19 protein-coding genes are annotated in these 19,493 nt (G+C 73.0%); 9 read left to right on the plus strand and 10 right to left on the minus strand.

Annotated features, from left to right (window positions below; translation table 11 throughout):
* Nucleotides 1-194: 194 nt before the first annotated feature.
* Nucleotides 195-815, minus strand: coding sequence for a hypothetical protein (locus CW362_RS29885; protein WP_103552725.1), 621 nt, complete (start codon nucleotides 813-815; stop codon nucleotides 195-197).
* Between the two features lie 14 nt (nucleotides 816-829).
* On the minus strand, nucleotides 830-1,615 hold the full coding sequence (locus tag CW362_RS29890; RefSeq protein WP_103552726.1) for a hypothetical protein: 786 nt from the start codon (nucleotides 1,613-1,615) through the stop codon (nucleotides 830-832).
* Nucleotides 1,616-1,781: 166 nt separating this feature from the next.
* On the opposite strand from CW362_RS29890, the gene CW362_RS29895 reads away from it, so the two are divergent.
* Nucleotides 1,782-2,312, plus strand: coding sequence for a GNAT family N-acetyltransferase (locus tag CW362_RS29895; protein ID WP_376451758.1), 531 nt, complete (start codon nucleotides 1,782-1,784; stop codon nucleotides 2,310-2,312).
* Between the two features lie 8 nt (nucleotides 2,313-2,320).
* Here the strand turns inward: CW362_RS29895 and CW362_RS29900 are convergent, their stop codons facing one another.
* Nucleotides 2,321-4,495 (minus strand): MDR family MFS transporter, encoded by a 2,175-nt coding sequence (locus CW362_RS29900; RefSeq protein ID WP_103552727.1) that lies wholly within the window; start codon nucleotides 4,493-4,495, stop codon nucleotides 2,321-2,323.
* 169 nt (nucleotides 4,496-4,664) lie between these two features.
* On the opposite strand from CW362_RS29900, the gene CW362_RS29905 reads away from it, so the two are divergent.
* A complete protein-coding gene (locus CW362_RS29905; RefSeq protein WP_103552728.1) occupies nucleotides 4,665-6,020 on the plus strand; it encodes a peptidoglycan-binding domain-containing protein in 1,356 nt (451 codons plus the stop codon).
* A 338-nt stretch (nucleotides 6,021-6,358) separates the two neighbouring features.
* Here CW362_RS29905 and CW362_RS29915 read toward each other — a convergent pair whose 3' ends face one another.
* Nucleotides 6,359-7,021 (minus strand): HAD family hydrolase, encoded by a 663-nt coding sequence (locus CW362_RS29915; RefSeq protein ID WP_103552730.1) that lies wholly within the window; start codon nucleotides 7,019-7,021, stop codon nucleotides 6,359-6,361.
* Between the two features lie 486 nt (nucleotides 7,022-7,507).
* A complete protein-coding gene (locus tag CW362_RS29920) occupies nucleotides 7,508-8,089 on the minus strand; it encodes a TMEM165/GDT1 family protein (protein ID WP_103552731.1) in 582 nt (193 codons plus the stop codon).
* A 478-nt stretch (nucleotides 8,090-8,567) separates the two neighbouring features.
* On the opposite strand from CW362_RS29920, the gene CW362_RS29925 reads away from it, so the two are divergent.
* The 3 genes from CW362_RS29925 to CW362_RS29935 all read left to right on the plus strand — a co-directional run bounded on the left by CW362_RS29925 (nucleotide 8,568) and on the right by CW362_RS29935 (nucleotide 11,851).
* On the plus strand, nucleotides 8,568-9,212 hold the full coding sequence (locus tag CW362_RS29925) for an HNH endonuclease family protein (RefSeq protein WP_103552732.1): 645 nt from the start codon (nucleotides 8,568-8,570) through the stop codon (nucleotides 9,210-9,212).
* A gap of 145 nt (nucleotides 9,213-9,357) precedes the next feature.
* Nucleotides 9,358-11,019 carry an alkaline phosphatase D family protein gene (locus CW362_RS29930; protein WP_103552733.1) on the plus strand — a complete coding sequence of 554 codons (1,662 nt, stop codon included), beginning with the start codon at nucleotides 9,358-9,360 and terminating at the stop codon, nucleotides 11,017-11,019.
* Between the two features lie 202 nt (nucleotides 11,020-11,221).
* Nucleotides 11,222-11,851 (plus strand): DedA family protein, encoded by a 630-nt coding sequence (locus CW362_RS29935; RefSeq protein ID WP_103552734.1) that lies wholly within the window; start codon nucleotides 11,222-11,224, stop codon nucleotides 11,849-11,851.
* 240 nt (nucleotides 11,852-12,091) lie between these two features.
* On the opposite strand, the gene CW362_RS29940 is transcribed toward CW362_RS29935, so the two are convergent.
* The gene (locus CW362_RS29940; RefSeq protein ID WP_103552735.1) at nucleotides 12,092-12,319 is read right to left on the minus strand and encodes a DUF2277 domain-containing protein; all 228 of its coding nucleotides are present in this window, start codon (nucleotides 12,317-12,319) and stop codon (nucleotides 12,092-12,094) included.
* Between the two features lie 102 nt (nucleotides 12,320-12,421).
* Here CW362_RS29940 and CW362_RS29945 point away from each other — a divergent pair, with 102 nt between their 5' ends.
* Together CW362_RS29945 and CW362_RS29950 are read left to right on the plus strand one after the other, a co-directional pair.
* The gene (locus CW362_RS29945; protein ID WP_103552736.1) at nucleotides 12,422-13,195 is read left to right on the plus strand and encodes an MBL fold metallo-hydrolase; all 774 of its coding nucleotides are present in this window, start codon (nucleotides 12,422-12,424) and stop codon (nucleotides 13,193-13,195) included.
* Between the two features lie 142 nt (nucleotides 13,196-13,337).
* Nucleotides 13,338-14,252 carry a ketopantoate reductase family protein gene (locus CW362_RS29950; protein WP_103552737.1) on the plus strand — a complete coding sequence of 305 codons (915 nt, stop codon included), beginning with the start codon at nucleotides 13,338-13,340 and terminating at the stop codon, nucleotides 14,250-14,252.
* A 168-nt stretch (nucleotides 14,253-14,420) separates the two neighbouring features.
* On the opposite strand, the gene CW362_RS29955 is transcribed toward CW362_RS29950, so the two are convergent.
* From CW362_RS29955 to CW362_RS29965, 3 genes are all read right to left on the minus strand, one after another.
* Nucleotides 14,421-15,332, minus strand: a complete 912-nt coding sequence (locus CW362_RS29955; RefSeq protein WP_103552738.1) for a LysR family transcriptional regulator — start codon at nucleotides 15,330-15,332, stop codon at nucleotides 14,421-14,423.
* 37 nt (nucleotides 15,333-15,369) lie between these two features.
* Complete coding sequence (locus CW362_RS29960) at nucleotides 15,370-15,957, minus strand: hydrolase (protein ID WP_103552739.1); 588 nt, start codon at nucleotides 15,955-15,957, stop codon at nucleotides 15,370-15,372.
* A gap of 293 nt (nucleotides 15,958-16,250) precedes the next feature.
* A complete protein-coding gene (locus CW362_RS29965; RefSeq protein WP_103552740.1) occupies nucleotides 16,251-16,727 on the minus strand; it encodes a MarR family winged helix-turn-helix transcriptional regulator in 477 nt (158 codons plus the stop codon).
* A 196-nt stretch (nucleotides 16,728-16,923) separates the two neighbouring features.
* Here CW362_RS29965 and CW362_RS29970 point away from each other — a divergent pair, with 196 nt between their 5' ends.
* Both CW362_RS29970 and CW362_RS29975 read left to right on the plus strand, forming a co-directional pair.
* Nucleotides 16,924-17,256 carry a hypothetical protein gene (locus CW362_RS29970; protein WP_103552741.1) on the plus strand — a complete coding sequence of 111 codons (333 nt, stop codon included), beginning with the start codon at nucleotides 16,924-16,926 and terminating at the stop codon, nucleotides 17,254-17,256.
* A gap of 281 nt (nucleotides 17,257-17,537) precedes the next feature.
* Nucleotides 17,538-18,005: a hypothetical protein gene (locus CW362_RS29975; RefSeq protein WP_103552742.1), complete on the plus strand. Its 468-nt coding sequence runs from the start codon at nucleotides 17,538-17,540 to the stop codon at nucleotides 18,003-18,005.
* Between the two features lie 325 nt (nucleotides 18,006-18,330).
* Here CW362_RS29975 and CW362_RS29980 read toward each other — a convergent pair whose 3' ends face one another.
* Entirely contained in the window at nucleotides 18,331-19,227 is an 897-nt protein-coding gene (locus tag CW362_RS29980; RefSeq protein ID WP_240658106.1) for a prohibitin family protein, read from the minus strand.
* Nucleotides 19,228-19,493: the final 266 nt, after the last annotated feature.

Raw genomic sequence — 19,493 nt, forward strand, 5'->3', positions numbered from 1 at the left:
TCGATGCCCGTCGCCACCGACGCCCACGCCTCACCCGACGGCGACGGGCTGATGCACCGGCACGGCCCCGCCCCACGACGCACCGCACCCGAACCGCGACCGCCGGCGCGGGGGACGCGAAGAGCGTGAGGCCGCGTCCCGGGGCATGGTCCGGGACGCGGCCTCACTTCGCCGGGGAAGCTGTCCGAACGGGTTCAGAGCCGCAGGAGGCGCTCGGTCATCTCGCGGTAGTCCCGCAGGGCGAGCCGGAGCCGCTCGGTGTCGGAACCCGTCGCCGTGCCCTCACCGCCGGACTGCCAGGACGTGCGCAGGGCGCGCCGCCGCCGGGTCACCGCTTCCGTGAACCGGCCCGCGAGCTCCTCCAGCACGTGGTCGGCCTCCTCCACGGAGGCCTGCGGCCCGTCGACGAACCCGCCGACCGCGTGCCGCATCCGCAGCGAGAACTTGTCGTGCTCGTCCAGCGGCAGCATCCGCTCACCGGTCCCCTCGGCGTCCGCCGCCCTACCGGTCCCGGCCGACCGATCCGCCCGTCCGTCGCCGTTCCTGTCCGGAGCACCGTTCCTGTCCGGGGCACCCGGGCCGGGCTCGGTGGACACGGGATCCACCCGGCCCTTCAGTGCCTCGCGGCGCGAGACCTCCTCGGTCTCGCCGTGGTTCTCGTCCATCCGGTCGTCCGGAGAACGCTCGGCCGGAACCGGGGTCACACGGCCCTTCACGGCGGCCTCCTGGGGTTCGGCGGGGCCCGGGGTCACCCGGCCCTTCATGGCTGCGGTCTCGCGCGACGGGGTCCGCTCGGGGTCCTGGTCCGGCTTCATGGCATTCACCTTCCTCAACTCCCCTTCGCCTGACGTCCGCTGAAGGACCAGGGCAGGTGGGAGCGAGTGTCGGGGGCGGAGGTCCTGTTGTCCTCGGCGTCCTGGGAGCCCTCCGTCGTCCCCGCGGGCTCGGTGCGCCGGGCGTCCTTGGTCATGGCGAACCGCCTGGTGCGCTCCGGGCGGGCGGCCGGGAGCTCGTTCGCGTCGTCCGTGCCGCGCGCGCGGCCGGGGGAGGTGTCCTGGCGGGTCGGGGTCATGAGGTCGTCGAAGAGGTCGCGGGCCTCCAGCATGGCCTCGCGCAACTGCTCGGTGTCGGCGCCGCCGTCCCGGCCCCCGCCGGTGGGGGCCAGCGCGGCCCGGTGCACCCGGCGGTATCCGTGGACGTGGTGCCCGTGGTGGACGGAGAGCGCGGAGACCTGCTCCTCGTAACGGTCCCCGTCGGGGAATCCGCGTGCTCCGGCCAGCTCGCCGAGCAGCCGGTCGGCCTCGGCCACCGCCTCCCGGGGCGAGTCGACGAAGCGTTCCTGGGCGGCCGTCCAGCCGGCCGCGTACCGCTCCCGGTCCGCGGGTTCGAGCGGCCGCGCCCGCAGGTCGCCGTGCTGCTTCACGCGCTCGTTGAGGTCGCGTTCGGCGGCCTGGGTGTCGCCGTCGTGCCGGGCGACGGTCCGGTCGTACTCCGGTCCGAAGCGCCGCCGCAGGGCGCGTCCGCCCGGCGGCCTCCGGGCGAGGAGGGTCAGGGTGGCCGCGACAACGACGACGGCCACCACGATGATCAGAGCGATGATCACGCCTGTGGACATGGGTGCCTTCCCGGGTTCTCGACCCAACGGGCCGGTTCCCGGACCGGGTTGCCCCGAACCCGCGCCTCAAACGGCCCCGGTGCCGGAGCGGGCGTCAACGTCCCTTCCCCGCCGCGCCGTTCGCCCTCCTTATCCAGTTGCGTGCCGGGGGCGGCGTCCGCCGACAATGGCCGGCATGACCCGATCGCCTTCCGGCGCGCAAGGCCCCTGGAGCGTGGCCCCCGAACCCTTCGACTCCCCTGTCGCGGCCGCGCTGTGGCGGGCGTACTACACGGAGGTCAGCGACCGGTGGTACCTGCTGCACGAGGGACGCGGGACGGATCCCGACGAGCTGGAGCGGGAGATCGCCGCGCGGACGGGAGCCGAGTTCGCGCCGCCCACGGGCGTGCTGCTCGTCGCACGCCACGACGGTGAACCCGGCGGCACGGCGGGAGTCCGGATGCTCGACGCCACGACGGGCGAGCTGAGCCGGGTCTTCGTCCGCGCGGATCTGCGCGGCAAGGGCGCGGCCCCGCTCCTGCTGGCGGCGGCCGAGTCGGCGGCCCGGGACCTGGGCGCCCGACGGCTGGTCCTCGACACCCGCGGCGACCTCGTCGAGGCGCGGGCCCTGTACGCCCGGCACGGCTACGAGGAGACCGCCGCGCACAACGACGACGTCTACGCCGAGCACTGGTTCCGGAAGGATCTGACCGGCTGACGGTCAGGTCACGCCGGTTCTCTCTGGGCGCGGGCGGCCGGGGTGCCCTCGTGCGGGCGCTCCGCGTCGGAACCGCACATCTCCTCGTTCAGTTCCGCGACCAGTCTGGTGAGGTCGGTCGGACGGTCCGGTGCCCACCAGTCCCCGAGGAGTTCGGCCAGGGACTCCTCGCGGGCCCTGGACAGGTTCCCGGCGACGAGGCGCCCCTCGTCGGTCAGGACCAGGTCCAGGCCCTCGCGGCGGGCGAGCCGGCGTTCCTCGATCTGGCGGGCCGCGGCCAGGACGACGTCCAGGGGCACCGCGCTGTGCTCGGCCAGCAGGGCGGGCTCCGCCCACCCGTACTTCTTGATCCGCAGCAGCAGCCAGCTCGCCGCCGGCAACAGGTCGTAGCCCGCCCGCGCGGTGATCTTCTCGTAGATCTCGCGGCGCCCCTCCCGGGTGCCGAGCAGGGACAGGGCCCGGCACACCTCGTCGTACGAGGACCGCTCGACCGGGTTGCTGGCGAGCGTCTCCGTGACGTCGGGGGCGGTGACGGAGCCGCGCAGCCTGTCCTCGCGCAGGAACCAGGCCAGCACGAAGCCGAGCAGGGCGACCGGGGCGGCGTACAGGAAGACGTCCGTGATCGAGGTCGCGAAGGCGTGCAGGACGGACGGCCGCAGGTCGGCCGGCAACCGGGCGACGCCCTTCGGGTCCGCCTTCAGGGAGTCCGTGGTGATGCCGGGCGGCAGCTGCTGCCCGGCCAGTGCCTTCGTCAGGTTGTCGCCGAGGCGGCCCGCGAAGACCGTGCCGAAGATCGCGACGCCGAACGAGGCGCCGATGGACCGGAAGAAGGTCGCCCCGGAGGTCGCGACGCCCAGGTCCTCGTACGACACGGCGTTCTGCACGATCAGGACCAGCACCTGCATGACCAGGCCGAGCCCGAGGCCGAAGACGAAGAAGTAGGTGCTCATGATCCCGGTGCCGCTGCTCTCGTCCAGCTGGTGCAGCAGGAGCAGACCGAGGGCGGTGATCCCGGTGCCGAGGATCGGGAACACCTTCCAGCGGCCGGTGCGGCTGACGATCTGCCCGGAGACCGTGGACGACAGCAGCAGCCCGAACACCATCGGCAGCATGTGCACGCCGGACATCGTGGGCGAGACGCCCTGCACGACCTGGAGGAACGTCGGCAGATAGGTCATCGCGCCGAACATCGCGAAACCCACGATGAAGCTGATGATCGCGGACAGCGTGAAGGTGTGGATCCGGAAGAGCTTGAGCGGCAGCACGGGTTCGGCCGCGCGCCGCTCCACCGCCACGAAGACGACGGCGAGGACCACACCGAGGATCACGAGCCCGACGATCTGCGGCGAGCCCCAGTCCCAGGTGGTGCCGCCCAGCGAGGCCACCAGGACCAGACAGGTGGCGACCGCCGCGATCAGGAACGTACCGGCGTAGTCGATGACGTGCCGTGCCGACTTCCTCGGGATGTGCAGGACCGCGGCGATCACCGCGAGCGCCACGACACCGACGGGCAGGTTGACGTAGAAGACCCAGCGCCAGCTGAGGTGTTCCGTGAACAGCCCGCCGAGCAGCGGCCCCAGCACGCTCGTCGCGCCGAACACCGCGCCGAACAGCCCCTGGTACTTGCCCCTCTCGCGCGGCGGGACGAGGTCGCCGACGATCGCCATCGACAGCACCATCAGCCCGCCGCCGCCGAGCCCTTGCAGCGCCCGGAAGGCGATCAGCTCGCCCATGTTCTGCGACATGCCGCACAGCGCCGACCCGATCAGGAAGATGACGATCGCCGTCTGGAAGAGCCTCTTGCGGCCGTACTGGTCGCCGAGCTTGCCCCACAGCGGGGTCGCCGCCGTCGACGCGAGCAGGTACGCCGTGACCACCCAGGACAGGTGCTCCAGGCCGCCGAGGTCGCTCACGATGGTCGGCAGCGCGGTGGACACGATCGTCTGGTCCAGCGCGGCGAGCAGCATGCCGAGCAGCAGGGCGCCGATGGACACGAAGACGCTGCCGTGGACGGTGTCCCGGGCGTCGGTCGCCGCCGCGCTGCGACGGCGCACCGCCGACTCGCTCACCTCGACCGAGTCGTGCGGTCCGGGCGGACCGGCCGTGCCGTCACCGGTCGGCGCCCCGGCCCCTTCCGGCCCGCGGCCGGACGATGTGCCCGAACCGTGCGCGTCCCCGGTCATGCGGCCTCCCTGAGCCCCGAGGGTCCCGGTCACCCTCCATCCTGATCGGTGTGTCCGGTTATGGCCTGTCGAAGCAAGCGGAATCCACGATTCAGAGGGGGGCTGCTTGAAGGTTGTATGAAGGTCGTCCGCATAATCACTGGAGTTTTCAGGGGGGAGGGACCCACACGTGACTGAACCGACCGGGCATGTCTGCCCCGAGTGCGCCGCGTACCGGGCGCAGGACGGCAGCCCGTCCTGCGCCTGCGCCCGCACGGCGTCCGACGCGCTGCGCAACAAGCGCACGGCACAGGCCGCCGCGGCGGCGGAGGACTTCAATCCGCTGCGCATACGGCCCTACGTGGAACTGGGTCCGGAGGATTCCGGGTACCCCGGAGAGGGCTGGGCGCCGGCCGGGGACACCGGTGTTCCGGTACCGGCCGGAACGGCCGCGGGGCCCTGGCACGCCGCCCCGACGCCCGGAGAGCCCTGGGCGCCCGCCGAGGCGGGCGTCTGGACGCCGGAGGGCACCTCGGCGTACGCGAGCGGCGGCGCGCCCGTAGGCGGCGTCGAGCCGTGGGGCGCCGTGGACGGCGTTCCGCCGGCCGGCGGAGTGCCGATGCCGCCCGCGAACGGAGCGGGCGCCGCGGCTTCCACCGTGCATCCGGGGACGATTCCCGCGGACGCGACCATGCAGCTGGGAGCGGTCCCGGCGGACGCGACCATGCAGCTGGGAGCGGTCCCGGCGGACGCGACCGCACGATCGGCGCCGCTGCCGGCGGAAGCGGTCACGCCGTCGGCACCGCTGCCGGCCGACGCGACCATGCGGCTGAAGGCGCTCCCCTCGGAGGCGCACGCCACCGACGTCCGTCTCTTCCCCGAGGGTTCGCGCCCGTCGGAGCACGGACGGGGGGACTCGTCCGGCGGCCGGCCCGGACGCCGTCGGCGTGCCGGGGTCCTCGCCGTCACCGGGGTCGTGGTGACGGTGGTGGCCGCGGCGGGGGCCGTGAGCGGGCTGCTCTCCTCCGACCCTCCCTCGCAGGAGGAGGCCCGGCCGAAGGGCGTCAGCGCGAGCGCGCCGGAGGTGCTGTCCGACACGGAGTCCGCGGTGCCGTCGGCGAGCGCGTCCGCGACGGCGTCGGCCTCGTCGTCCCCGTCCGCCTCGGTGAGCGCGAGCCCGTCGGCGTCCGAGTCGGAGACGTCGGCGACACCGTCCTCGTCGGCCACGGCGTCACCGACGTCCGCGCGGCCGAGCCCGACGGCGACCGCGACGGAATCCGCGGACCCCGCCGGGGGCGGCGGTTCGAACGCGGTGGCCGGGCCCACCCTGCAGATCGGCGACAGCGGGTCCGAGGTGACCGAGCTCCAGCTGCGGTTGGGTCAGCTGAGGATGTACAACACGCGGAGGGCCGGCGACCGGTTCGACCATCGCCTCGAGGACGCCGTGCGCTGGTACCAGTGGGCGCGGGGCATCACGGGGGACAGCCCCGGCGTGTACGGGCCGGCCACACGGGCGAGCCTGGAGGCGGAGACGTCCGAGCCGTAGCTCGCCCCTGGCGTTCCGCGGTGGCGGGTCCGGCTCCGGTGGGTGGGTCGGGGCCGTGCCGGTGCATCAGCCCGTCGCCGTCGGATGAGGCGTGGGCGTCGGTGGCGACGGGCATCGATGTACCGGCACGGCCCCTCGCGTGCGTACCCGACTGCGGGTGATCGGTGGCTCGGGTGCGCGCCTCACGTGCGTTTTTTCCATCCCCGGCCGGGGAAAGTTCAGCCGCTCCGGCGTTCGAGGAGCGGGGTCCGGGGCGGAACCCCAGGTACGGGAAGGGTAGGGGCGGAGGGGGCGAAAACCCCCGCCCAGCCCCACTCCCCTCCCGGAGGGATCCTGGCTCAGCCGATGTGAAGGCGGAGCGTCCCGTCACCCACGACCTCGACCCGGACCTCGGTCAGATCACGTACGGCCACGTCCGGGCCGTGGAACGGCGCTCGGGAGCCGATCCCGACGACCCGCATTCCGGCGGCCCGCCCCGCGACGATCCCCGCTTCGGAGTCCTCGAAGACGACACAGTCCTCGGGCGCGATGCCCAGCTCGGCCGCGCCCTTCAGGAAGCCTTCGGGATCGGGCTTGCTCGCGCCGACGGACTCGGCCGTGACCCGCACATCGGGAAGTCCGAGTCCGGCGGCGGCCATCCGCGCGGTGGACAGTGCCACGTCCGCCGAGGTGACGAGCGCGTGCGGCACTCCGGCGAGGGAGGCAAGGAACTCGGGCGCACCCGGAATCGCGACGACGCCGTCCACGTCGGCGGTCTCCTCGGCCAGCATCCGCGCGTTGTCCGCGTGGTTCTGCTCCATGGGACGGTCCGGCAGCAGCACCGCCATCGAGGCGTAGCCCTGCCTGCCGTGGACGACCTTCATGACCTCGTCCCCGTCCAGCCCGTGCCGGTCGGCCCAGCGGCGCCAGCAGCGCTCGACGACGACGTCCGAGTTGACGAGGGTGCCGTCCATGTCGAGCAGGAGGGCGCGGGCGGTCAGAACGGTGGTGGCCGCGGTCATCGGCATGCTCCAAAACGCAGAGAAGGGGGGCAAGTACACCCCCCGGAAAACAAGGCGGCCCCGCCCGCCGGTCAGGGAGGTGCGGACGGGAACCACTTTGTTCCTACAACATACAAAACAATTCGCCCCGGCGCCACCGCCCCGACCCGCCCTTCGGTCGTCACGACACGAAGCACAACCCCCCAGCCCCCATCGAGACACTCCCGAGACCTCCCTCACGCGCCGACGGCGCAAGAGAGAAGGCCCCCTCCCCGACCACGGCAAACCGGCAGCCGACCGCGACCGGATACGCGCGGAGGGGGCTCGGTGACCACCACGACGCACCCGCAGCCGGGTACGCACGGAAGGGGCCGTGCCGGTACATCGATGCCCGTCGCCACCGACGGCCACATCTCCGTCCGACGGCGACGGGCTGATGCACCGGCACGGCCCCGACCCCCCACCGGACCGCGACCGCCGGCGGGCGCAAGCGAACCCGCGAGCGACCTAGCCCGCCACGGCCTCGTACAGGCTCCAGACCCCCAGCCCCAGCATCAGCACGGCCGCCACCTTGGTGATCAGCGACAACGGCACCCGCTTCATCAGCGCCTTGCCGCCCACGATCCCCAGCCCCGCGACGGCCCACAGCCCCAGCACCGCGCCGAGCCCCACCGACAGCGGGTCGTCGTACCGGGCGGCGAGGTTCGCCGTCATGATCTGCGTGAGGTCGCCGAACTCGGCGACGAGGATGAGCATGAAGCCCGCCCCGGAGACCTTCCAGAAGGTCTGGTTCTCCGGCTTGCGGACCTCCTCCTCGTCCTCGTTCTTCTTCATCAGCAGCACCGCGGCACCGCCGAGGAACAGCACACCCGTGACGGCGTGCACGATCTGCTGCGGCAGCAGCGTCAGCACGCTGCCCGCCGCGACGGCGAGCGCCACATGGACGGCGAACGCGGCGGCGACACCGGCGAAGACGTACGAGGCGCGGTAGCGCGTGCCGAGGACGAGGCCGGCGAGCGCGGTCTTGTCGGGGAGCTCGGCAAGGAAGACGACACCGAAGACGAGCGCCATCACGCTGAAGCTGATCAAAATTCCTCAATCGGTCGGGCTGCCCCGCCGAGAGTTGCGACTACGCGTGCTGTGACTGCGCGAACCTCGGCACGGCAGCACACGGCGTCACCCGCACCGGTGGGTGCGGGCACGAGCGCCCGTACCGGAAAGGCCCGGCAGGGCAAGTGCACTGCTTGCCGAAGGTCTCACTGGCCGGTCTCGTGATCGAGGCCTGCCTCCGGGCGCCGGCTCAGACGAGCTGAGCAGTATGTCGACGGTCCGGCGAAGAGCTACTCCCCTTCTGCACCGCCCATGGTACGCGACCCGCGCGGCGGCCCACAGGGCCGGAAGTCCCCCGACCCGGGGTCCGCGACCGCGGAAAGTAGTTCTGTCATGAACCTTGTCATGTCATGAACGCGTCACTATTTTCTAACCGCGCACTTACCTCACGGCTACACGACGCCGCGAGCATTCGTTCGCCCGCACTCCAACACCCCCACAAATCAAGGGAGTTCGCATGCCCAAGGTCTACGCGCGTCGACGGCTGAGCATACTCGCAGCCTTCACGGGTCTGACAGCCCTGGCCGGTGTCTTCAACGGCCCGACCGCCTCCGCCGCCCTCCCCACCCCGGTCAGCGCGGCCACCGCCCGCACCTACCTCGCGTCCCTCACCGTCGCGACGGAGAGCCGCACCGGCTACTCCCGTGACCTGTTCCCCACCTGGATCACGATCAGCGGCACCTGCAACACCCGCGAGTACATCCTCAAGCGCGACGGCTCCAACGTGACCACCGACTCCGCGTGCGTGGCCACCAGCGGCAGCTGGTACTCCGTCTACGACGGTGCCACCTGGACCGCCGCCTCCGACGTCGACATCGACCACCTCGTGCCGCTCGCCGAGGCCTGGGACTCCGGCGCCGGCGCCTGGACCACGGCCCAGCGCCAGGCCTTCGCCAACGACGTGACCCGCCCGCAGCTGCTCGCGGTCACGGACAACGTCAACCAGTCCAAGGGCGACAAGGACCCGGCCGAGTGGATGCCCTCGCGCACCGCGTACGCCTGCACCTACGTCCGCGCCTGGGTGCAGGTGAAGTACTACTACAACCTGAAGGTCGACTCCGCGGAGAAGGCCAAGCTGACCTCGGTCCTCAGCGGCTGCTGACCCGCACGCCCGGCACGGACCGGCGGCCACGGGTCGCCCGGGTTCCGGACACCGCTCCCCCCACGGTGTTCCCGCGGCCTCCGGAACCTCCCCAGGGGCCTCCGTCGTTCCGTACCGTACGGGGCGACGGAGGAGGGGGACCACCATGGCCGAGCTGCTCCTGGGGCCGCTGCTGAGGTACGTGGACGGCTCGTCGGCGACCTTCTGGGTCGAGGCGAGCCGCCCGTGCACCGCCGAGGTGCGCTGCGCGGACGGCACCCGCGGACAGGCCCGCACCTTCCAGATCGCGGGCCACCACTACGCGCTGGTGCCGGTGGGCGGACTGACACCGGGCACCGTCACCCCGTACGAGGTCCTGCTGGACGGCGCGGCCGTGTGGCCGTCGCCCGACTCGCCCTTTCCCCCCTCGGTCGTCCGCACCCCCGGGAGCGACGACGCGGCCGTCCGCGTCACCTTCGGTTCCTGCCGCTGGGCGTCGCCGCCCGCGGACGAGAAGGACCCGGTGGGACCCGACGCCCTGGACACCCTCGCCGCCCGGATCGCCTCGGACCCGGACGGCGAACGCCCGGACGTACTGCTGCTGCTGGGCGACCAGGTGTACGCGGACGAGGTCTCCCGGGCGACCCGCGCGTGGATCGCGGCCCGGAGGGGCCTGGAGGACCCCCCGGGCCATCAGGTCGCGGACTACGAGGAATACACCCGCCTCTACCACGAGTCCTGGCTCGACCCCGAGATCCGCTGGCTGCTGTCGACCGTGCCCAGCTGCATGATCTTCGACGACCACGACATCGTCGACGACTGGAACACCAGCGCGGCCTGGCTCGCCGAGATCCGGGCGACCCCGTGGTGGCGCGAGCGGGTGCTGAGCGGTCTGATGTCGTACTGGGTCCACCAGCACCTCGGCAACCTCTCCCCCGCCGAACTCTCCGCGGACCTGCTGTACGCGGCCGTACGCGAGACACCCGACGGCACGGACGTGCTGCGCGCCTTCGCCGCCCAGGCCGACGCCGACCCGGCCTCGGTCCGCTGGAGCTACCGCCGCGACTTCGGCCGGACCCGTGTCCTGATGCTCGACACCCGCGCGGCCCGCGTCCTGGACGAGCGGCACCGCGCGATGCTCGACCCCGGGGAGGCCGCATGGCTGCGCGAGCAGGCCCTTCAGGCGCCGGACTCCCGTGACCACCTGCTGATAGGCACGTCCCTGCCCTGGCTGCTGCCCCCGCTGATCCATCACGCGGAGACGTGGGACGCCGCCCTGTGCCGGGGTGAGCGGGGCGGGCGCTGGGCGCGGTTCGGCGAGCGGCTGCGCCGCGCGGCCGACCTGGAGCACTGGGCGGCGTTCCCGGAGTCCTTCGGGGAACTGGCGGAGCTGATCGCCGAGGCCGGCTCGGGCGAGCACGCGCCGGCGACCGTGTGCGTGCTGTCGGGGGACGTGCACCACGCCTACGCCGCCGATCCGGTCTGGGCCGACCCCGCCCGGGAGCCCTCCGCCCGGGTCCTACAGCTGACCTGCTCCCCCGTCCACAACTCCATCCCGCTCTCCGTACGGCTCGGCTTCCGCTTCGGCTGGAGCCGCCCGGCCCGGCTGCTCGGCAACCTCCTCGCCCACCACGGCCGTTGCGGGCGGTCACCGGTCGACTGGCGGAAGACCGGCGGCCCTTGGTTCGGCAATCAGCTGATGACCCTTGCCCTGCGGGGCCGTTCGGCCTCCCTGCGCCTCGAACAGGCGCGGGGCGGCGGCGTCGGCCGTACGGCGGGCGGCGCCCGGCTGACGACCGTGGCGGAGTTCCGGATCACCCCGGAATAGACCCGTTCCGTGCGGTTGCCGCCGCCGTGCGGCGTACCGGAGCGTGCGGGTCCGTGAACGTGATGTGACCGACACATGCGTCCCCGGAGGATCTTCTGCACCATCCTCGGCGTACGCTGTATGGCTGTCACGGGTTGCCACGCCACTCCCCCGCGAGTAGCGGCGCGGCCGGGCTCACGGGGTGGTTCGGGGGAGAGTGTCGGTGCTGGAGAGTCTGGGGTCGCTGACGGGCAGCCCATGGATCTACGCGGTGATCGCCGTGTCCATCCTTCTCGACGTGTTCCTGCCCGTCCTGCCGAGTGGCGTCCTGGTCATCACGGCGGCGACGGCCGCGGCGGGCTCCGCCACGGCGACCGGCGCCGTCCCCCGTTCCGTGCCCGACATCCTGGCGCTCATCCTCTGCGCGGCGACGGCCTCGGTCCTCGGCGACCTGGTGGCGTACCGGCTCGCCTGGCGCGGTGGCGACCGCCTGGATCGCGTCATCGCCCGGTCCCGCCGCCTGACCAGGGCGCAGGAACGTCTCGGCGAGGTCCTGGCGCGCGGTGGCGGCGTGCTCGTGGTCGTCGCCCGTTTCGCGCCGGCCGGCCGCTCGGTCGTCTCGCTCGGCGCGGGCGCCGCGCACCGCCGGGTCCGCGACTTCCTGCCCTGGTCGGTCCTCGCCGGCCTGGCGTGGGCCGGCTACAGCGTGGCCCTCGGCTACTTCGGCGGCCAGTGGCTGGGCGCCACCTGGCTCGCGACGGCCGTCTCGGTCGGGGCGCTGTTCGTCGCGGGGGCGGGCGCGGCCTACCTCGTGCGCCGGCCCGCGATGCGGGGGCAGGAAACCGGCGCCTGAGCCACGGCGCACGGCACCCGGCGCCCCACGGGCACACGGGTGGCACCCGCAGGCCCACGGGCGCGGCGCGACGCGCTGGACACACCGACCGTGAGCCGCGGCTGAGGCCGTGGTCCGCGTGCCGCACAGACCGGCAGACCCGACAGACCGACAGACCGGCAGACCGGCAGACCGGCAGACCACCGGGGCACGGCCCCGGTCCGCGCGGGGCCGCGGACCGCGTTCCGTGCGGCGGGCGCGCTATCCGGCGCGCCGGGCCGCCCCGCGCACCTCCAGCTCGTCCAGCAACTCGGCCGTGGCCGCCGCGACCGCCGCGACGGCGCGGTCGAAGACCTCGCGGTTGTGGGCGGCCGGGGCACGGAACCCGGAGACCTTGCGGACGTACTGCAGGGCGGCGGCGCGGATCTCCTCCTCGGTCGCTTCCTCGGGGATCGCGGGCGGGCGGAGCGTCTTGATGCTGCGGCACATGGGTCCAGTCTCGCGCGCCGGACGCCGTCACGGCCGCCGCTCGCGGAAGGAGGCCCGCCGCGGCCGGGAATACCTCCGCCGGTCCCACGGATTGAGCAGAACATGACCTCAGTGGAGATCACTTACATCGGCGGCCCCACCGCCGTCATCGCGATCGGCGGCCTGCGGCTTCTGACCGATCCGACCTTCGACGCTCCCGGTGAGTACCCCGTGGGCGCGCGGAAGCTGGTGAAGACCGCCGGACCCGCGCTCCCGGCCGAGGAGCTCGGCCCGGTCGACGCGATCCTGCTCTCCCACGACCAGCACCCCGACAACCTGGACGCGTCCGGGCGCGGCTTCCTCCAGGGCGTCCCGGTGACCCTGTCGACGGCGTCCGCGTACGAGCGGATCGGCGCGCCCGTCCGGGCCCTCGGCCCCTGGGAGTCCACGGAACTGGCGCGTCCGGACGGCGGGGTGCTGCGCGTGACGGCCGTTCCGGCGCAGCACGGACCCGACGGTTCGCTTCCCCTCGTGGGAGAGGTGACCGGTTTCGTGCTCTCCGGGGAAGGGCTGCCCAAGGTGTACGTGAGCGGTGACAACGCGTCCCTGGACGTCGTACGGGAGATCGCGGACCGCCAGGGCCCCTTCGACGTGGCCGTGCTGTTCGCGGGCGCCGCGCGCACCCCGCTGGTGCCGGACGCCCCGCTCACCCTGACCGGCGAGGACGCGGCGCGGGCGGCACAGATCCTCGGCGCGGCCCGGGTGGTCCCGCTGCACTTCGAGCACTGGGGTCACTTCACCGAGGGCGGCCCGGCCCTGACGAAGGCGTTCGCGCAGGCCGGTCTCACGGACCGGCTGCGGCTGCCGGAGCCCGGGGGGGCGGTACGGGTGCCGTAGCGGCGCCCACGCTGCCGCTCGCCGCAAGTCCCCAGTGAAACCTTGGAGTTGGGCAAGTTCTTCCGAGGATTGACTCGGGTGACCGCGACTTGTGACCATCTCCGGGGCCCGTTCGGGGCCCCGGGGAGAGAAGCGAGGAGCCATGACGAACGACAGGCTGACGGTGGCGGTGCTGGGTCCGGGAGGGGTCGGCGGACTGCTCGCGGCGCTCCTGTCCCGCGCCGGCCACCGGGTCATCTGTCTCGCCGGGGACGAGACCGCGCGGAAGCTGGCGGCGGACGGCATCGAGGTGCGCAGCGGCCACTTCGGCGATTTCACGGCGCGGGTGGAGGCGGACACCGAACTGCGCGGGCCGGCCGACGTGTGCCTGATCGCGGTCAAGGCGACGGCCCTGGACGCCGCGCTGGAGCGCCTCCCGGCGAAGGCCCTGGGCGAGGAGGGCCTGATCGTCCCGCTCCTGAACGGTGTCGAGCACCCGGCACTGCTGCGTGAGCGCTACCGTTCCGAGCAGGTGGCCCCCGCGGTGATCCGCGTGGAGTCGACGCGGACCGCTCCGGGGGTGATCGAGCACGGCAGCCCGTTCGTCGAGGTCGACCTGACCGCCGACACGGCACCACGAGCGCGGGTCGAGTCGTTCGCCGGGGCCCTGGAGTGGGCCGGGGTACGCGCCCGGCTCCAGGAGGGCGAGTCGGCGACGCTCTGGGCGAAGATGTCGTTCCTCGCCCCGTTCGCGCTGCTGACGACACGTCACGGGGTGCCGGCGGGCGACGTACGCACCTCGCACCGCGAGGAGTTGGCCGCTCTCGTCGAGGAGACGGCCGCGGTGGGCCGCGCGTGCGGCGCCGCCACCGATCCGGCGACCGCCCTCGCCCGCTACGACGCCTTCCCGGCGGCCACCAAGTCCTCCATGCAGCGGGACGCCGAGGCGGGCCGGGTGCTCGAACTCGACGCGATCGGCGGCGCGTTGCTGCGGGCGGCGGAACGGACCGGGGTGCCGGCACCGGTGGCGGGCGAACTGGTCCGGCAGCTGACGCCGCTCGCGGGCCCCGACAACTGACGCCCCTGACGCTGGAACACCGGGACATGGAGCCGTGGGCGCCCGGTGACACCGGAGGTCCACGGGACCGGGCGCCGGCCGGAGGTCCATGGGCCCCGGGGCCCGGGGCCCGGGGGCCCGGGTGGTGCCGGCCGGAGGCGTCCGGGTGCCATGGGGCCGGCGCCGGCGTCAGTCCCCCGCCACCGTCCCGGTGCCCGGGCAGTGCCGGGCCACCGTGTCGGCGAAGGCGTGCGCCGCGGGCGACAGCGCGTCCCACCGGCGTACGGCCCAGCCGACCGCGAGGGGCGGCAGCGCCGGTACGGGGAGGAAGCGGAGACCGGGGTGGCCGGGTCCGGGAAGGCCCGGCAGGGCCGGGACGACGGCGTGCCCGAGGCCGAGTTCGGCGAGCAGGATCGCGGTGTCCCAGTCGGCGACGCTGGTGTCGGAGACACTCGTCGGTATCCCCAACTCGCGGTAGGCGGAGTCGAGGTGGGCGCGGGAGGTGGAGCGCTCGGGCAGTCCCACGATCCGCAGTCCGGCCAGCTCCCGCGCCTCGATCCTCTCCCGGCCCGCGAGTTCGTCGTCGGCGTGCACGGCGAGCACCCAGGGGAGTTCGGCGACGGTCCGCTGCTCGATGCCGCGCACGGGAGGGCCGAGGGTGACCCAGGCGAGGTCGAGTCCGTGGTCGGCGAGCGCCTCGAAGCAGCTCCGGCTGGAGTTCTCGGTCTGGAACTCCAGGTTCACCTTGGGGTACCGCCCCCGGAACTCGACCACGGCCTCGGCCATGAAGTGCCGCACGGTGGTGCCGCCGGTGGCGATCCGTACCGTGCCGCCGTCCCCGCGCACCAGCTCGTCGAGCCGGCGCAGCGCGAGGTCGAGTCCGGCGATGCCGTCGGCGGCGGCCCGCTCGAGGACCCGCCCGGCGCGGGTGGGCACCACGCCCCGGGCCTGCCGTTCGACGAGTCCGATCCCGACCTCGCGCTCCAGCCGGCGTACGTGCTGGCTCACCGCCGACTGCGTACAGCCCAGCTCCCGGGCCACGGCGCTCAGGCTCCCGGCCCGGCAGACGGCGACGAACACACGAAGATCATCCAGGGTCACGGCCCCAAGGTACCTTCGGACAAGCGGAGTTGACCGCTCAGTCCCTGGTCTTGTCGAGCAGCTCGACGATCTCCTCGGTCGTGCCGGTCTCCCCGAGGCGGGGGAAGATCCGCTCGACGCTGTTGCGGTGCGTCTCGGGGTCGAGGTCGGACATGGCGTCGGTGGCGAGGGTGACGTGGTAGCCGTGCTCGTGGGCGGCGCGCGCCGAGGACTCCACGCCGATGCTGGTGGCGATGCCGGCCAGCACGATCTGGGTGATCCCGCGGCGGCGGAGCTGCAGGTCGAGGTCGGTCCCGTAGAAGGCGCCCCAGTTCCGCTTGGTCACGACGATGTCCCCGGGGTGTCCGGCCAGTTCGTCGACGATGACGTCCCAGCCCTCCGGGAAGGAGCGGGCGCGGCTCGGGCCGTCGATGCGGCCGCGGACGGCGTCGGCGCCGTCGGCGGCGGCGGTGACCCGGACGAGGACGACCGGGAGGCCGTGGCCGCGGAAGGCGTCGGAGAGCCGGACGGCGCGCTCCACGACGTCGGCGGCGGGGTGCGGGGCGAGGCCCGGATTGCCGACGATGCCGTGCTGCAGGTCGATGACGACGAGCGCGGTGCGGGGGTCGAGCGCGGTGACTGCCATGGTCAGGCCTTTCGGGGGGTGAGATCGCGAAGGGATCGGTAGATGAGGGCCGGCGCCGGGAGCGGCACGGCCCCGGCGGGCGTGAGGCGGGCCGGTTGTCGCGGGGCGCCGGTGTCGGCGCCGTGGGCGAGGAAGACGGCGGAGGCGGCCGTCGCGCCGGGGCGGGTGAAGGCGCGGCGGTCCGGCCGCGGAGCCCGTGCGGGCGGGGCCGGTGCCGGCGCGGGGCGTTCCGACCCGCCAGGCCGTCGGGATCCGTCCCCCGGGACGTCGGAGCCGGTCCCGGAGGGCGGGTCTCACGACCGGGTGAGCCGTTCCAGCAGTGCCATCGCCTCGATGACGGTCTGCCGCTCGTCCTCCGTGCAGCGCTCCTCGAAGGCCCGGGCGAGCCACTCCGAACGGGCCTGCCGGGTGCCTTCGACGCGCTCGCGCCCGGCGTCCGTGAGCGTCACCAGCTGGCGCCGGCCGTCCCCGGGGTCGGGGTCGCGCCGGATGAGTCCGTACCGGTCGAGGGCCGCGAGCGTGGTGGCCATCGACTGGGGGCGCACTCCTTCGGCCACGGCCAGCGCGCTGGCGGTGGCGGCCCCGCTCTTGCTCACCAGGGTGAGCGCGGAGATCTGGGAGGGCGTGAGGTCCTGCGTCCGGTCCTGCGTCCCGGACACCTCCCGGATCCGCCGCCGGAGCAGGCTGAACGCGACCCGCAGCTCCTGTGCGGCACGCGCCGCGGATTCCGATACGGCCGTGTCGTCCGGCCGGTCGCCGCTCTGGTCCATGCCGTCACCGTAAATCGCGCAGCCCAAACTGTCCAGTTCAAACTGTGCAGTCCAGCCTGTCGAATCCGCTCACCTCCCGCCCCGCTCTCCATCCCGTCCGGAACGTTCGACTTGGAACACCCGTTCGGAACACCCGTTCGTGTGAAGTCCCGGAAGGAACTCGCACCACAAAATCGAACAGGCGTAGCATTGCCGTGTGGCTGCGACCTACGACTTTCCGAGTGATCTCCTCGCCGGTCAGGAGGAGTTGCGTCAGGTCCGGGCCGAGCTGCTGGACCTGCTGAAACGACTCCCCTGGTCGGTGGAGCCCCTGGACGGCTTCAGCGACACCGGCGGCTGGCGCAAGGTGGAACGCCCCGCCTCCCCCGGCTGGACCGACGACGAACAGGCCGAGGTGGAAAAGCTCCGCCGACGCGAGCGCGAGCTCGCCGTGTTCGTCTCCGGCCACCGCTTCTGGTCGGAGGTCTCGCCTCCGGACAAGGTCGACGCCCGGATGCGGCTGAAGCACACCCGCGACGCACCGTCGTGAGGCGGCACGGGCCGGGCCGGAGGCCGTGGTGCCGGAAACGGGGGCGCTTTCGGCGTCGTACGTCTTCACGTCCGGGGCGAGGCCGGTGCCCGTAGGCACGCAGCACCGTTGGATGCCCGCCGTTCGGGGCGAGATGCACGGTCCGTCCGCTCCTGTCGCGAGCCGCACGCCCCGAGAACCGTCGCCTTCCGGTATCAGGTCGAGACGACCACCGGGGTGTCACCCCCCGCCCCTTCCCTCGTACACTCCGTCAGGTGAAGTGGGGAAGAGCGGCAGGTGTCATGTCTCTCGCGCTCCTGCTGAGCGCTTGCGGCGCGGAGTTCAACCCGCTGTTCGTCGAGAGCGGGGGTTCCGGTCCGGTGATCGGCTGGCGCGTGTGTCCGGGCGCCAGGCCCGACGGCATCGCCGAGGTCGGCCTGTACCGGTGGGATCGCGACGGCACCGCCGACGACCCGGGTGAACTGCTGTGGCACATCGAGGCTTCCCACGGGATCACGACGCATCGCATACGCCTCGGAAGCTCCCCCCGGGGTTTCACGACGCGGCTCCCCCTGTCCGTCGCACTGGACCCCGCATCGACGTACGCGCTGCGCACCAACATGTCCTCGGACGATCTCGTCGAAGGGTTCCTCACCTTCCGGCCCCGCCAACTCCGCGCCGGAAGCCTGGTCTTCAGCGACGGCAGAACGGAGTCGCGGAGGGCGTACGACGGCCGGGACGACGAGGATTTCGGCTGCTTCAGCGACTGAGGGTGACGTGACGCCCGCTCTCGGCCCGAGTACCTCCGGGGCGGGCGACGTTCGCGCCACATGACCGGTCGAGCAGCCGGGCCTGCCGTCCGGTTCGCCCATCGGAGTGCGGCCGGCCCTCCCGGCCCCGACAGGTGTGCCGTCCGGCGCGCTCCCGCGGTGCCCGGCGGCCCGCAGGCCCTCGCCCTCCCGCGCGGAGAGGACGAGGGCCGGCGGACGTCACGGACCGTCGGCCACGCCCGGGGCAGACCGAGCCGCGAGCGGCCTCACGGGGTCATGACGCCCTGTCACGACCAGGACGGGGCAGGTGTCGCCCGCGCCGGCGTCACTTCTTGCCGCTGTCCACGATGACCGGCGTGCCGTTCGAGTCCGTACCGCACGGCACCGCGTACACCGGGTTCGCCTTCGCGGCTTCCTTGTACGCCTCGAGGCACTGGTTGTACAGCACCTTGTCGCTCAGCGACCGCTCGATGATCTTGTTGGCGCGGGCGATGCCCTCCGCCTCGATCCGCTTGCGCTCCGCCTCCGCCTTGGCCGTACGCGACGCCTCGGTGGCCCGTTCGGTGGCCTGCTCCTGCTGGATCTTCTTGTCGATCTGGTCCTGTAGCTTCTCCGACGGCCTCACATTGCGCAGGTTGACGGAAGTGACGTCGATGCCGCGCGGTGCCAGGCGCTCCTTGACGAGGCCGGCGATCTCCGAGCTGATCTGCTCACGGGCGGACGCGTAGCCTTCCTCGCTCGTGTGCTTCGCGAAGACGTTGCGGACGATCTCACGACTGTCCGGCAGCACCAGCCGCTCCTCGACGGCCTCCTCGCTGCCCGCCAGCCGGTACAGCGCGACCGCCTTGGCCGGCACCACGGCCCACTTGATGGTGACGTCCGCATAGAGCACACCGCCCTGAGAGGAGCGGACCTCGACCACGTCCTTGCCGTTGAGGTCGAGGTCCACCGGGCGGGTGGAGAAGGACGTGACATCGGTGAACGGTGACTTGAAGTGCATGCCCGAGACCAGCGGCGTGCCGATCTTGCCGAAGGTCACCGGAACACCGACCTCGTAGGCGCTCACGACGTGGACACAGGAGAAGACGCCCGCCAGCACGCCCGCCACGGCGCTGAGCACCGCCCCGAGCTTCCAGCCACCGGCCCCGGTGCGGCCGCGGCCCACGAGAAAGAGCACTGCCGCGGCTATGAGCAGCAGGATGGACAGCACGAACACGGACATCCCCCTCCGGAAAACGTTTCCGCGCCTCCTGGGACGCGGCCCCGGCGCATCGTAGCGATCTCCGGTGCCGGGCCACCTCCCCCTTCCCGCCGAACGGTGGGGCCGAGCGGCGGGAAGGGAGAGGAAGCGGGGAAAGTCCCACCGCGCCGCGACGAGACGGCTCCGTCGCGCACGCGGCACGGCGGTGGGACGTACCGGCCACGCGTGGCGGCCCGCTGACCGCCTGCCCTCGCCCTCCCCGGCGCGCCGAGGGCAGGCGGTCAGCG

The organism is Streptomyces populi (assembly GCF_002911015.1).
Lineage (GTDB): Bacteria > Actinomycetota > Actinomycetes > Streptomycetales > Streptomycetaceae > Streptomyces > Streptomyces populi.

Excerpts from the sequence above, each read along its gene's own strand:
- CW362_RS29885 (WP_103552725.1), bottom strand. The coding sequence starts at position 815 with ATGAAGCCGGACCAGGACCCCGAGCGGACCCCGTCGCGCGAGACCGCA.
- CW362_RS29890 (WP_103552726.1), bottom strand. The coding sequence starts at position 1,615 with ATGTCCACAGGCGTGATCATCGCTCTGATCATCGTGGTGGCCGTCGTC.
- CW362_RS29895 (WP_376451758.1), top strand. The coding sequence starts at position 1,782 with ATGGCCGGCATGACCCGATCGCCTTCCGGCGCGCAAGGCCCCTGGAGC.
- CW362_RS29900 (WP_103552727.1), bottom strand. The coding sequence starts at position 4,495 with ATGACCGGGGACGCGCACGGTTCGGGCACATCGTCCGGCCGCGGGCCG.
- CW362_RS29915 (WP_103552730.1), bottom strand. The coding sequence starts at position 7,021 with ATGACCGCGGCCACCACCGTTCTGACCGCCCGCGCCCTCCTGCTCGAC.
- CW362_RS29925 (WP_103552732.1), top strand. The coding sequence starts at position 8,568 with ATGCCCAAGGTCTACGCGCGTCGACGGCTGAGCATACTCGCAGCCTTC.
- CW362_RS29930 (WP_103552733.1), top strand. The coding sequence starts at position 9,358 with ATGGCCGAGCTGCTCCTGGGGCCGCTGCTGAGGTACGTGGACGGCTCG.
- CW362_RS29940 (WP_103552735.1), bottom strand. The coding sequence starts at position 12,319 with ATGTGCCGCAGCATCAAGACGCTCCGCCCGCCCGCGATCCCCGAGGAA.
- CW362_RS29945 (WP_103552736.1), top strand. The coding sequence starts at position 12,422 with ATGACCTCAGTGGAGATCACTTACATCGGCGGCCCCACCGCCGTCATC.
- CW362_RS29950 (WP_103552737.1), top strand. The coding sequence starts at position 13,338 with ATGACGAACGACAGGCTGACGGTGGCGGTGCTGGGTCCGGGAGGGGTC.
- CW362_RS29960 (WP_103552739.1), bottom strand. The coding sequence starts at position 15,957 with ATGGCAGTCACCGCGCTCGACCCCCGCACCGCGCTCGTCGTCATCGAC.
- CW362_RS29965 (WP_103552740.1), bottom strand. The coding sequence starts at position 16,727 with ATGGACCAGAGCGGCGACCGGCCGGACGACACGGCCGTATCGGAATCC.
- CW362_RS29975 (WP_103552742.1), top strand. The coding sequence starts at position 17,538 with ATGTCTCTCGCGCTCCTGCTGAGCGCTTGCGGCGCGGAGTTCAACCCG.
- CW362_RS29980 (WP_240658106.1), bottom strand. The coding sequence starts at position 19,227 with ATGTCCGTGTTCGTGCTGTCCATCCTGCTGCTCATAGCCGCGGCAGTG.